8 protein-coding genes are annotated in these 14,932 nt (G+C 41.9%); 5 read left to right on the plus strand and 3 right to left on the minus strand.

The window, feature by feature from the left end; genetic code table 11:
- Positions 1–40 precede the first annotated feature (40 nt).
- The 5 genes from IR083_RS02455 (at position 41) to IR083_RS02475 (ending at position 10,879) form a co-directional block, all read left to right on the plus strand.
- On the plus strand, positions 41–3,160 hold the full coding sequence (locus tag IR083_RS02455; protein WP_194223108.1) for a SusC/RagA family TonB-linked outer membrane protein: 3,120 nt from the start codon (positions 41–43) through the stop codon (positions 3,158–3,160).
- A gap of 12 nt (positions 3,161–3,172) precedes the next feature.
- Entirely contained in the window at positions 3,173–4,816 is a 1,644-nt protein-coding gene (locus tag IR083_RS02460; protein WP_194223109.1) for a RagB/SusD family nutrient uptake outer membrane protein, read from the plus strand.
- A 56-nt stretch (positions 4,817–4,872) separates the two neighbouring features.
- Positions 4,873–6,681, plus strand: a complete 1,809-nt coding sequence (locus IR083_RS02465) for a hypothetical protein (RefSeq protein WP_194223110.1) — start codon at positions 4,873–4,875, stop codon at positions 6,679–6,681.
- A gap of 88 nt (positions 6,682–6,769) precedes the next feature.
- On the plus strand, positions 6,770–8,242 hold the full coding sequence (locus IR083_RS02470; RefSeq protein ID WP_194223111.1) for a cellulase family glycosylhydrolase: 1,473 nt from the start codon (positions 6,770–6,772) through the stop codon (positions 8,240–8,242).
- Between the two features lie 135 nt (positions 8,243–8,377).
- Complete coding sequence (locus IR083_RS02475) at positions 8,378–10,879, plus strand: glycoside hydrolase family 2 TIM barrel-domain containing protein (RefSeq protein ID WP_194223112.1); 2,502 nt, start codon at positions 8,378–8,380, stop codon at positions 10,877–10,879.
- Between the two features lie 95 nt (positions 10,880–10,974).
- Here the strand turns inward: IR083_RS02475 and IR083_RS02480 are convergent, their stop codons facing one another.
- The 3 genes from IR083_RS02480 to IR083_RS02490 form a co-directional block, all read right to left on the minus strand.
- On the minus strand, positions 10,975–12,384 hold the full coding sequence (locus IR083_RS02480) for a DUF5009 domain-containing protein (protein ID WP_194223113.1): 1,410 nt from the start codon (positions 12,382–12,384) through the stop codon (positions 10,975–10,977).
- 66 nt (positions 12,385–12,450) lie between these two features.
- A complete protein-coding gene (locus IR083_RS02485; RefSeq protein WP_194223114.1) occupies positions 12,451–14,271 on the minus strand; it encodes an FAD-dependent oxidoreductase in 1,821 nt (606 codons plus the stop codon).
- A complete protein-coding gene (locus IR083_RS02490) occupies positions 14,264–14,929 on the minus strand; it encodes a GDSL-type esterase/lipase family protein (RefSeq protein WP_006797794.1) in 666 nt (221 codons plus the stop codon). Before IR083_RS02490 ends, IR083_RS02485 begins: the two co-directional genes overlap by 8 nt.
- Positions 14,930–14,932: the final 3 nt, after the last annotated feature.

Below are 14,932 nucleotides of genomic sequence, written 5' to 3' on the forward strand. Positions count from 1 at the left end.
AAACAAAACAATATTCAATGTTTACTAAACCACTAATACAATGAATCTAAGAATGACAACCTCTCCTAAAAACGCAAGTCTCCTTAACTTGCAGAGAATATGCCTGATACTAATTATCAGCTTATTCTCAGTAACCGGAATTTATGCTCAATCGGCGCATGAAATAACCGGAACGGTCACATCTCTTGGCGAACCCCTTGCCGGGGCTTCGGTAATCGAGGCAGGGACTACAAACGGTACAATGACCGATTTGGATGGTAAGTTTTCCCTTACCGTTAAAGATAACGCGAAGATTGAAATATCTTTCATCGGGTTCAAACCCAAAACAGTCACAGTTGGTACTGAAACAGTATTTAATATCGAACTGGAAGAAGAAATCAACTTACTGAACGAAGTGGTGGCCATCGGCTATGGTGTACAGAAAAAGAAATTGAACACCGGAGCCACCATACAGGTAAAAGGCGATGAACTGGCAAAAATGAATACGACAAATGCACTTCAGGCGTTACAGGGAAAAACCCCGGGTGTACAGATCACCTCCACATCGGGACAACCCGGTGAAAGCCTGAAAGTACGTATCCGCGGATTGGGAACTGTTGCCGATGCATCACCGCTATTTGTTGTTGACGGGATATTGACTAACGACATTACTTACCTGAACAACAGCGACATAGAGTCTATCGATGTACTTAAAGATGCCGCTTCGGCTGCTATCTATGGTTCACAGGCTGCAAACGGTGTTGTACTGATAACAACCAAGACCGGTAAAACCGGAGCAAAAGCACAAATCACTTTCGATGCATATTATGGTGTTCAGCAAGCTGCCAGAAAAGCGAAGCTACTCAACTCTCAACAGTATGCAACTATTATGAATGAAGCGGCTATAAACTCAGGTAAAAGCGCATATTTTACCAATGATGAAATAGCCAATATGGGAACAGGTACCAACTGGATAGATGAAATGTTGGTAGATGATGCCATCACCCAAAATTATTCACTTGGAGCATCAGGCGGTTCTGCTGCATCTGTCTGGTCGATGTCACTGTCTTATACCGGACAGGAAGGTATAGTAGGTGGAAAAGACCTGTCTAACTATGAACGTTATAACTTTCGCGTCAATACAGAACACAATCTATATGACAATAAAGTAAGGCTTGGTCAGCATCTCACTTTCTCTTACAGCAAGAAAAATGGTATACAGGTAGGTAACCAATACAACAATACACTAAGAGCAGCCTTCAATACCAGCCCGTTCGTACCAATGTATGACGAAGACGGAAATTTCTGGAACAACAGTAATTCCGACTGGTATAATGGTGAAGCTAATCCTTATGCACAGATGGTATACAACAACCAAAACAAAAGCAATACTCAGAAACTCGTAGGGGATGTATACCTTGAACTGGAACCTATCAAAAATCTGAAATTCAGGACAACATTGGGTATCGACTATTTTGCTTCCGAAAGCAATTCATACAAACCCATTTACAGACTGTCTTTATATGCTTTCAACGATCACACAGTAGCCACTCAATCTATGAATAAAGGCCGGACTTACAATTGGGATAACTTATTAAGCTATCATTTCAAACTGAATGAAGACCATGACTTTGGAGCCATGTTAGGTTCATCGATGAGTCAATATTCGGGTACATGGCTAAACGGCAGCAATGTGGACCTGATCTTCAACAGTCTGAACCATGCCTATTTGTCAAATGCAACCAATACATTAAGCAATCTGTTGAGCCTTGGAGGTAACAAAGATGCTGACATCAAAAAACTTTCATATTTTGGACGTTTGAATTACAACTATAAAGAGACTTATCTGATAAACGCCACATTCCGCGCCGATGGTTCATCAAACTTTGCCAGTGGCAATCGTTTCGGATACTTTCCGTCTATCTCCACAGGCTGGATTATGAGTAATGAGTCATTCATGGAACCAGCCAAAAACTGGATGGACTATTTTAAACTAAGAGCCAGCTGGGGACAGGTAGGTAATCAGAATGTTTCAGCATTCCAATATCTGGCTATGATCAATCAGCAGAATGTAAACTATATTTTCGGTAATACTGAGGGGGTACTTACCCCGGGTGCTAATCCTGACAATCTCTCCAATCCTGATCTGAGTTGGGAAACTTCAGAGCAATTCAATGTCGGATTCGATGCACGTTTTATTAGCGGGAAAATGAATGTAAACTTCGACTGGTACAATAAAAAGACCAAAGACTGGATCATCAGCGTTCCTGTATTAGCAACCGCAGGTGTAAGCTCTAAGTATATAAACGGAGGAGATGTTACCAACAAAGGTGTGGAATTGGGTGTATCATTCAGCGACAACATCGGTGGATTGGAATATACAATCGGAGCCAATGGTGCTTATAACAAAAATACTGTAGGCCAGATTCCTACCGAAGGTGGAATTATTAATGGCCTTACAAATATGCTTTATGACAATGCTACCGAATTCTATCGCGCACAAAACGGTGAGCCGATCGGATTCTTCTGGGGATACAAAACAGCCGGAATTTTCCAAAATGAAGCCGACGTACAAAACTATAAGTCGAACGGTAAAGTTCTTCAACCCGATGCTCAGCCCGGAGACGTAAAGTATGTCGATGTTAACGGTGACGGCGTTATCGACACCAACGATAAAGGAAATGTAGGAGATCCGAATCCTGATTTTACATTCGGGTTCAATATCAATCTTGCCTATAAGAATTTCGATTTCGCCCTTAATGCAAGTGGAATGGCAGGAAACGATATCGTACAATCATACAGGAATATAGCAAATCGTTTCTCTAACTATACAACATCTGTATTCGACCGCTGGCATGGTGAAGGTACATCCAACTCAATGCCTCGCGTAACAGAAGATGGGAAGAACTGGTCGAATTTCTCCGACCTGTATGTACACGACGGCAGTTTCCTTAGAATAAGCAATATTACATTAGGATATGATTTTGCCAAACTGATAAAATCGAAATATATCAGTTCCCTGAGGCTCTACGGACAAATACAAAACTTGTATACATTTACCCATTATGATGGCATGGATCCGGAAATTGGATATGGCGTAGACAGCTTCTCATCGGGTATCGACCTTGGATATTACCCTCGTCCCCGTACCTATTTGTTTGGTGTTAATATTAAATTCTAAAACCGGAAAACAATGAAAAAAGTAAAAATATATTTATTAGCCGGAATCGCCATTCTATTTAATGCTTGTGGCGATGGCTTCCTCGATGTAGAACCGAACAAACAGACAGAGGAAAACTTCTACAAAACAACCGATGACGCATGGAAAGCCTTAGTTGGCTGTTATGATGGATTGCAAACTGTATGGGCCGACGGGGTCAGCTTCCCTGTTGCTTCAGAAGTGTTTTCTGACAATGCATTCGGTGGGACAGGCTCTTCTGATGATTTGAAATACCAGATGCTGGACGAATTCGACAAGTCTCGTTCGCCATCTACAGCCCAAGTATTCGATGCCAACTGGAAAGCATACTACGCCGCCATGTTGAGATGCAATATGCTCATCAGCAAAGAAGATCAGATAGAATGGGGCAGCAACGAAACATTGAGAAAGACATATATGTCCGAAGCCCGTTTCATCCGCGCATATCTTTATTTCGATATGGTGCGCCTTTGGGGGAATATTCCTTTACTCACAACACCTACTACCGACAACATACCGCAGGCTGCTGCCGATGATGTGTACCAACTGATAGCGGAAGACCTGACGTATGCCTGCGAAAATATGCCTGCAAAACCGTGGAGTGCATCTGATGTTGCCACCAATGGAGGGCGTGTAACCAAATATGCTGCCGAAGCGTTGATGGCAAGAGTATTCCTGTATTATACAGGCTATTATGGAAAAACAGATTTGGCTGGTGTTCAACAATCGACTGTACTTGGATATCTTGAAGATGTTATTGCAAACGGAAATTATGGATTGGTTGAAAACTTTGCCAATTTGTGGCCGGTATCTTCAGTTGTGAAAAATGAAGAAGAAGATAACGTAAATGGTAAAGTCAATTATGTAGGAGAAGATAACAAAGAAACTGTTTTTGCTATCAAATATACATGGACAAGCGACTATAATGGCAATACCGATGGTAACCACTGGATGATAATGACCGGAATCCGCTCATTCGACGTCTATCCTTATGCACAAGGCTGGGGCGCATGCCCTGTAGACCCAAAACTCTGGAGTGCATTCAAATCGGGCGATACACGTCAGGCGGGTTCGATAGCTTCTATCAAAGACGAAGGACTGAAACTTTCAGCAAAACAAATACAAGATCAACGTGAATACACCGGCTACTATATAAAGAAATATATGCCGATGTCGATGTACAATGATAAAGGAGAACTGCAAGATGCTTCTATCATAAATGGTGCTGTTAATAACATGCTAGGGCAGTATCAGGACTATGTATCCATCCGTTATGCCGATGTGCTCCTTATGGCAGCCGAACTAGGCAGTCCGAATGCCCAGAATTATATGGATATGATTATGGAGCGTGCATTTGGCGATTCTTTTACACAGGTATATGCAACAAAAGCAAATATACTGGAACAACGCCGTCTGGAATTTGTGGGCGAAGGTATCCGTTACTGGGACCTACTTCGTCAAGGCATTGACGTAGCTGCCCAAGCAATAGCAACTACAACCGAAGTACAAAACGGAGGAGTAAAGACGACCAAGAGTATCGCTGCCGATAAAATCAGAACCACTAAGGGATTACAACAAATACCACAGAGTGAAATAGACCTGTCGAATGGTGTACTGGTACAAAATGCAGGATGGTAATAAGGTCACAGACCTATTCATTACCTTGTTAATACATAAAAAATAATAAGTATATTATGAAAAATAATCTGAAACTATTATATACATTGTTGGGACTGGTATTCTTATTTGCATACTGCTCGCCCGACAAATACGAGATGGGTGCAAGCATCTCGAAGGATGAGCTGAAATACTCAATCCTACAAAATCCCGAAGATCCGAATATGATTATCATGGAAAGCCTTAATCCGGGATTTACCCCGACATGGGCTACCCCATACGGACAGTCGATACGGGTGAAGGATACCCTATACATTGCTTTTCCGGGAACATACACATTTCAATATGGAGTACTGAGTGGTGGAGGTATCGTAGAGGCTGACGCTATGAATATTACTATTACGACCACCAACCTCAGTTATGTGGACGACCCATTGTGGACAGCACTTTGCGGAGGTGTGGATAATGAGAAAACATGGATACTGGATACAGGGAAATATGGTTTAGCTTCGGGCCCTATGGGATATGCCGATCCATCTGCTACTCAGGAATATGAAAACTTCACTCCAAACTGGGAACCGGGCGATGTGGGACAAACGGCTGAAGATTTAGCCGCAACAATGACTTTCAGTCTCAAAGGCGGGCCATACCTCACTACAGTGAAACCTAACGAATCGGGTGGAAACGAAAGTGGCACCTACTTCCTGAATGCATCTACCCATACCCTGACAACATCTAATGCATCAGTCATCCGCGTGGCATCATTCATCGATAATGCATCTAACTGGACTTCAAACATTAAGATACTTCGCCTGAATGAAAACCAGATGAGACTGGCTATTATGCGTACAAACTCTGAGGGTCCGTGGTATTATATTTTCAACTATGTATCCAAAACATATGCCGATAATTATGTTCCGGAAGATGTTCCTGATCCTAATTTCAATTTTGGCGACCAATCGGAAATACTATCTGTTACATCTTCTAAAACATGGGTTGTGGATACAAACACACCTTTCAACTGGTCTGACCTTAACGGTAACCTGATGAACGATTGGAACAGCATCGAAGATTATCCGGACTGGACAGGCTATAATGCTGCTGCGGCGGCTAACATTGCCGGATGTGCCATCACATTTACAAAAGACGGAAAGGTAACAATCAGAGAAAATGATGGTACAGAAACAGAAGGTACATATACCAACAAGCAAAGTACAAATACCATTACCTTCAAAGATGCAATACCAAATTTCCCTGTTGCAGGCTGGGTGAATATCTCCACTACTGCTGCCAACCAATGGAAGATAGTGAAAATAGAACATGATGTGATGGGTAGTGTAAGCGGTATCTGGTTTGGAAACAGGGATACCAGTGAACCTCAGTATATGGTATATCACTTTATCGTAGGTGATACTGGCAACGAAGTGGATGTGAACAAGGCCATGAAAAAAGCATTATGTGGCACAGGTTCAAAAACATTCAAAATAGATACAAACTGGCCGGTAGACTGGACAAATTTTGAAGGAGTAGGCTGGACTAAGCCTGGTGAATACGAAGGTTGGTTCTGGGATGAACCGACTATAGCCTCACTTGAGACTGCAACCATAACATTCACTTCAAATGCTGATGGTAGTGTTACATATACTAGATTTCAAGATGGAATAACCTCTACTTCACCTTGTACGTTAGATGCCGAAAATATGACATTAACGATCCCTGATGCAGATTTACTCAAATTTGTAGGATCAGGTGCTTGGATGGCAATATCCGGCCCAACAATCAAATGGGTAAAGGGAGGCTTTGCCAATGTAGACACTGATGGCTTCTGGCTTGGAGTAGTTTCAAAAGAAAATGAGTATACTGCTTATCACTATATTCTTAAATAATTAGACAGGCTATCCCGGGATATTTGTTTTAGGTATTCCGGGTAAGTTTCCCTTTTCTTGTAAATATAAAAACGAAATTTCTGACAACATGAGAATATACAAATATACATTAACCCTACTATGCTTGCTGCTACCCTTCTGGGCCTGCGGCGACGATGATGATCCGATAACGGAGCCATCCATAGAGGCTTCCATTTCGGCAACACCTACCACCTTTCCTTTCGAGGCTGATGGTGGCACTTCCAAAATGGAGATAACATCGAATACAACCTGGCGGATAGATTTCCCCTCCGATTCGTGGGTAAAACCTTCGATTCAAACGGCCAAAGGGAACGCCTCAGTGACAATAACGGCAGACCCGAATGATTTAGAGGAATCTCGTTCCGCTACATTTACCCTATCTGCCACAGGTGCGGAAAACATCACCATTACACTAACACAGGCTGCAAAAACACCTGATCCTGTAATACCGGATTATATCGACCCCGATAAAACAGGTATGGACAGCGATGCTCCCGCATTGGCTACAAAAATGAAAATAGGATGGAATCTGGGAAACTCTCTTGAGGCAACAGACGGTACTTCTGCCGGAGAAACAACTTGGGGAAATGCCAAAACATCGAAAAAACTGATAGACGGTGTTAAAGCCGCAGGATTCAATACCGTGCGTATACCGTGTGCATGGAACGCTTACATCGAAGACCAAACTACATATAAAATAAAAGAGTCGTGGCTGGCACGTGTTAAGGAAGTGGTAGACTACTGCGTGGACAACGATATGTACGCCATCATCAATATACACTGGGACGGCGGATGGCTCGAAGAAAATCCGACATACGACAAACAGGAGGAAGTGAACAAGAAACAGAAAGCATTATGGAAACAAATAGCAATCTATTTCCGCGACTATGACGAACACTTATTGTTTGCAGGCACCAATGAAGTACATAAAGACTACGGCACCCCTACTGCCGAAAATATTGAAGTACAGCTTTCTTATAATCAATCCTTTATAGATGCAGTACGTGCCACAGGCGGACGAAATGCCTGGCGCAATCTGATTGTACAGGCATACAACACAAATATAGACCTGGCTGTAAGTTCCCTGAAAATGTCGACAGATGCCACAGCAAACCGTATGATGGCTGAGGTACATTACTACGACCCTTACGAATTCTGTCTGCAAGAAAATAATTCAGTATTCTTGTGGGGAAAAGATTTCACTGGTGCAGGTACAGCTTCATGGGGACAGGAAGACTGGGCCGATACTCAGTTTGCCAGAATGAAAACAAATTTCGTAGACAAAGGCTTTCCTGTAATATTAGGTGAATATGCAGCTTCGCTAAGAACATCTCTTCCGGCAGCAGATTATGCCAATCACATAAAAGCACGCAATTATTATTTGAATTATATAACAAAAGCAGCACTAAAAAACGGAATGGTACCAGTTTATTGGGACAATGGTGTAACCGGAGATAAAGCTTCAGGCCTCTTCGACAGGGCTACCGGGGAACAAGTGCATGCCGATGCTATCAGTGCTATTATAGATGCAGGAAATTAAATACATTTTAGGTTTTTAGGGCAAAGGTTTTTAGGGCTTTTTTGAATTCACAGAGTTCAAAAAAGGTAAAGGCCGGAATATGGTCCGGCCTTTATTCTCTCTACTCCCGATTGTCGGGATTGAATTATACGCATTATGAAAAGATATTACATACTCCTTCTTATAAGTACAATCTTACTTTCATGTACTACACAGGATAAAGTGAGGGATACCGCCGATTTTACAGACAACTGGAAGTTCTGTATGGGAGACGATTCCCTGGCATACAATATCCAATATGACGACTCAAAGTGGAGAACATTAAATCTCCCTCACGACTGGAGTATAGAAGCTGATTTTTCTTCGGACAACCCGGCAACTCCCGGTGGCGGCGCTTTGCCCGGAGGTATAGGATGGTACAGAAAAGAATTTACTGTCGGTAAATCAAAAGAAGACAAGAACTTTTATATCGACTTCGACGGTATCTACTGGAACAGCAAAGTATGGATAAACGGCCACTTTCTAGGTGAACGGCCTAATGGATATATATCGTTCCGTTACGACCTCACTCCATACATCAAACCCGAAGAAAAGAATGTGATTGCCGTGCGGGTAGATAATTCCCAACAGCCTAACTCACGTTGGTATTCGGGTTCGGGCATATACCGTAATGTATGGCTGGTAACAGTTAATCCTGTACATGTTGATCATTGGGGTACTTATGTTACAACACCTGTAGTTTCTGAGCAAAAAGCTGAAATAAAAATTATCTCCAATATCCGCAACACAGAGCCAACATCACAAAATGCAGATATCTATTCTATACTGGTTGATGCCAAAGGAAGAGAAATTACCCAAACAAATGGGAAGCTGAAAATAGATGCACAGGCCAATGGTGAAATAGAACAGTCCATTAGCATTGAGAAACCTGTGCTCTGGTCTGTAGAAAATCCATATTTATATAAAATCATCACACAGATAAAACAAAATGACAAAATTGTAGATGAATACGAAACTCCTCTAGGAATACGCTATTTTTCATTCGACGCGGAGAAAGGCTTCTTTCTGAATGGAAAGTCGGTTAAGATAAAAGGTGTATGTAATCATCACGATCTTGGCTGTCTGGGAGCGGCAGTAAATACTCGTGCGATAGAACGGCAACTGGAGATGCTGAAAGAAATGGGGTGTAATGGTATTCGTACCGCGCACAATCCCCCCGCCCCCGAGTTACTTGACCTATGCGACAAAATGGGATTTATTGTAATGGACGAAACGTTTGATATGTGGCGAAAGAAAAAATCGCCCTACGATTATTCTCAATACTTTCCCGAATGGCATGAAAAAGATTTGACCGATCTTATTCTTCGAGATAGAAATCACCCTTCTATATTCATGTGGTGTATAGGTAACGAGGTGCTGGAGCAATGGTCCCATATCGATGCGGATACATTGGATCTGCAGCAAGCAAATATGGTACTAAACTTCGCAAACACATTAGACAAGAAAAATGTAAAGCCGAAAGAATTACATATAAACTCATTATTAACTGTTAAGTTAGCCGATATAGTAAGGAAAATTGACCCTACCCGACCGATAATTACCGGTAACAATGAAACTGAACCGTCGAACCATATTTTTCGTTCAGGGGCAATGGATATAATCGGATTCAATTACCATGAATACAATTGGACTGATTTTCATGAGAAGTTTCCTAACCAAAGTTTAATTATTACAGAATCAACTTCGGCACTGATGTCACGCGGTTACTATCAAATGCCATCCGACAGCATGAGCATTTGGCCCGAACGATGGGATAAGCCATTCGACAGGCCGGTACACCACTGCTCGTCATACGACAATTGCCATGTACCATGGGGTACAACACACGAAGACACATGGCGGCTGGTGAAAAAGTATGATCATATATCGGGTGTATATTTATGGACAGGATTCGATTATCTGGGCGAACCGACTCCTTTCTGGTGGCCCTCCCGGAGCTCTTATTTCGGCATTATGGATCTGGCGGGTTTCCCGAAGGATATATACTATATGTACCAGAGCGAGTGGACAGATAAGGATGTGTTGCATATATTTCCGCACTGGAACTGGCAGGAAGGACAGGATATAGATGTATGGGCATACTACAACAATGCAGATGAAGTAGAACTGTTCCTGAATGGTAAATCATTGGGCAAAAAGTCAAAAACGGACGACCAATTTCATGTGTTCTGGCGAGTACCATACAAAAAGGGCACACTCAAAGCCATCTCCTATAAAAATGGCAGAGAAGTTATGACAAAAGAAGTCAAAACAACAGGAGAAGCAGTCAGCATCAGACTCACTGCCGACAGGCAAACAATTAAGGCCGATGGCAAAGACCTGTCATTTGTAACAGTCGAAGTTCTGGATGCAGAGGGGAATGCAATACCTGTAGCTGATAACCTGATAGACTTCAGCATTGAGGGCAATGGATTTATAGCCGGAACGGATAATGGAGACCCAACAAATTCTAATTCTCTAAAAAAGCCTTCGCGTAAATTATTCAACGGCAAAGCACTCGTTGTTGTCCAATCAAACAAGAATAGTGGAAAGATAATATTGAAGGCTAAGTCAGATGGATTTGAGGACGTATCTATCGAGATAAAAACATCTAAATAAACACGGTAAATTGAAAAAATAGATATCCCTGTTTATCTACAGAAATAAACATCTGATGATAAACAGGGATAATCTTTATATAAAATACGGTAAAACTACGTCCGCCAAAACCATTTTATCTTAGTAAAGAACATCGTCACCAACACCGCTATAGCTGTCAGTATTACCCCTTGCAAGAATCCCAACCACGCATTGTGCTGAAAAAAATCGAAGACGGAATATATACTAGTCAGGCTCAGCAATGGCACAGTGAACAAGCCTGTAGCCACATAGGCTATCATCGGATTCTGCCCCGACATGACGAGAAAACTTGTACTATGACGGCATTTACAATAATCACAGATAACATGGAATGCTATCATCGCCATAAAGGCCAGCCCCGAAGTAAGGAAATAGTAGCTGTATGTAGAAGGATCTTTCTTTATCCCATCCTGATAGGCTTCGAAAAACAGTCCTAACAGTACGAGATAACTGCCTGTCGTAAACAGGTTCTTCCATAGCTGCTCATTCACTGTCGCGTTTTTTCTCAGAATGAAATAGCCATAAGCAATCAGCGCGGCATTTATGAATAGGTTTACCAATAGCCAACGATTATATAAACAACACAGATTGACTATAATAAGTATTACAGAAATAAACAAAATCTGATACGATACATTCTGTTCCTTTACATCCGGCTTCTGCTCTATCCGCTTTCTTGCATTCATCCACTCCATCAGATATTCTCCGGCAATACTGCCCGGCAATACGATGAACAGATATTTCAGATATTCGAATTTGTACATCCATGCCAGAGGTGTAAAATTATATATCTCGCTGACAAAACTACCTTCCGCATCCTTTCCCAGAAAAACAGCCATTATGAAAGGCAATACAGCTATGCGCCACACTTTACTTTTTATCGTAAAAATGTAGATCAGCGAACCGAATAAAGCCATATTGGCCAGAATAAGAATGATGATATTGCTAAAATGCGGGTCAAACTTGCGCCCATCGGCATAATCTACCGTCAACAATAATACAAGGGCAATGCCATAAGCTGACAGTTTGATTGCCGTATGCGCCCAAGCGGGCATCTTTAACGGTATCCGCATAAACATAGGGAACAGAAGAACGAAACACAGCAGGGACAGCCCCCAAGCCCTTGCATCCTCCGGATTACTCAATACATAAGGATAGAAATGCCGGATAAAGATGGCAAAGAATGTCAATTGGATACTTCTTTTCAGTGCATCGTAAATAAGCTTCAATTTAGACTCCCCTCTCTCCAGTCTCTTCCTGATAGAAAAAGGAAATGCTGAACCCATAGCAAACAAGAAAAAGGGGAAGACTAAATCGACCCATGTTATTCCCGGTGCTGCGGGGTTAAAAACATGGGTGGGAGGAGGTACCTGTGCATGATACATCCATCCGGGCAGGACGCCGTAGACTACGGCTCCCGACAAAACCATTGTCACAATGACGTATCCTCTAAGTGCATCCAGTGCACATGACCTGTCATCCATCCTTCAGGAATTTATTTTATTATGCCACCGTTATGCATACCTGTTTCAACTTCTTTCCACATATTTTTATTGATAGTGTCCGTCAAATCCGATTTCTTTACTGAAAGGATTGAGCAACCTGTCCAGTATCACCGCCAGTCCGCGTTTTGTAACCGGTTTGGTCGAATATACTTTCCCATCGGTTTTGCTTTGTCCCGTAATCCGGTAAATATATTTAACGGCTGCATCTTCGGTAAGCAGTTTATTATCATCTATAATTTCCGATTCAGGATCGAAAGAATTGAGCCCTTTTGTAAATTCAGCAACTGTGATTGTTGTATCCGGATAGAACCATGTACGGTTTGCCCAACCAAATGGCTCACCTGTTGTTTTTAATATCCCGGTCGCGCTGACTTTCTGTATCACTTCAAAGTCGGGGTCGGACGGCAGAATGTCGTATAAAGGCATAATGTATGCCTTTCTCTCCAGCAAGACAGATTGAACATCCCTTACTGATACCCCGCGTGGCTGTTTATCCTCTTTTACTGATAATGCCGCCAGAATTCCGGCAGCCTGCCCGGTAAGCAGAACTACAGGTTGCAGGCGGGTAGACCCATTGATGAGATTCGATACTGAAATAGCTTTATCCGACACTATCAGGCCGTCTACAGTTTCAGGAATAAGAGACCCCAGCGGAACATTAAAAGACGGAACGGGATCAAAGCCTATTTTAGGAGCCTCTGGATTTTTCCCATGATGATGATCGACCGGATAATCACCTACCGATATGCCTGTCCTGTATAAAAACTCCTTTTGGCCGTATGGATTTTCAACATGGTTGAAAGTCAGGAAAGACAATCCTTTAAGTCTGCGCCCTTCCCTATGATATGGTTTATATGCTAATTTGTCCGGTGTGTCAAATTCATCATCTGCTAATCCCAGATGTTTGAACCCTAACTCATTCTGTATATAATATATAAAACAGAGCGTATGTTCTTTCGCTTTTTGGAGTTCTTTTTCCTGTTCTTTGCGAGGCAGTTCTATTACGTTAAGATAAATATCGTTACCGGATTTAGGCCAGTTGATCATATACTTGTTATTCGGCATTTTTCCATAATCGAGCATCCGCCGGCAGTCGATTTGTATCGAATCGACAGTTTCTTTGCAGCAACCATGAAAAATTTCCGGATTATAACCCTGAGGCTTAGGGATTGTTTTATCTGCTCCTTCTCCGTAATCTTTCAGTATGGCAACCCAGGTCAGATCCTGTACGATACCGTTTGATTGTTCAGGAGCGCCCTTTTCTCCGGTTTCATTCTTTGAATCCATTCCCAACCTGTAACCGGCTTTTGCCATTTTCAGGCTTTCGCCGATATCAGTGGCATCTACTGTGATTTTAGCATGAACAATTAATTTCTCGTTCTTATCGTTGCAGAAAACAGCGCCAGTGACCGTATTCCCTTCTTTCAGTATATCATCAAGAAAATAACCATGAAGTACCGTCAAATCTTTTTCGGCCACAGCCATCGATTTGAAAATACTGTCACCTACATGGGGCTCGAATAACGTACTGCTCACCCAGCCTGTCCATACACCGCCAATACCTCCATATCTGTTGCGAAGTTTTTCCCTGAACTCATTCCATATACCCGAGTGTAAATTGTGGTTCCCGTCGCAGGCTCCAACACCCTGAGCTGTAAACATACCCCCGAGCCACGGGCTTTCTTCTACTATAAGTGTTTTAACACCTTCTCTGGCAGAAGATATCCCTGCAGACGTGCCACTGGTGGTACCACCGATAACCAGAACATCAGTAGTGATTTCCTTCGTGCTTTGTATATTTTTACACGATATCAGGGAAACTGAAAATATCAGGGTAAAAAATAAAATAAGTGATGTTTTATTCATTGATGTATGGTTTTAGCAATGTAGCCCAAATCAAGTATCCTTTTTCATTCAGATGAATGCCATCAGCAGTGTAGCCGGCATTGAGATGTCCGTCGTCTAATAAACCTGAATGAATATCAATGTATTTTAGCCGGTGCTTTTTTGCTATTTCTTTAATAAGTTCATTAAATTCTTTTATTGTACCGTTCTTATCTTTTAAGAATACACTACCGGGATTTACAATATCGTTGACTGGCAATAAGCTTTCAAGATATATACGGCAACGGGGTTGCTCCCTCGATATTAAATTTATAATTGTATCGTACCGGATTTCAAATTCCTCTTTCGTTATATTATGAAACAGAATATCATTAATTCCGGCTGTAATAAACATTTTAGAGGGCTTGTTTTTTAATATATCGGGTAACCGGTCAATCATACCGCATAAAATATCGCCACCGATTCCTCTGTTCAATATCTTCTTTCCGGGAAAATATTCCCACCACAAACCTCGCTCGGTAAGGCTGTTTCCAAGCATTACAATTGCTCCGTTTACTTTTGGGATGCTTTCCTGTTGTGCCCGCTTGTTGTCATAATAATCATTTCTGAAATCAGGCTTTTGCTGTGCAAAAGTATTTACTGCAACCAAGTACAAGATTATATATACAAAATATTTCATAAT

The sequence above is a fragment of the Dysgonomonas sp. GY75 genome (genome assembly GCF_015234155.1).
Taxonomy (GTDB): Bacteria; Bacteroidota; Bacteroidia; order Bacteroidales; family Dysgonomonadaceae; genus Dysgonomonas; species Dysgonomonas gadei.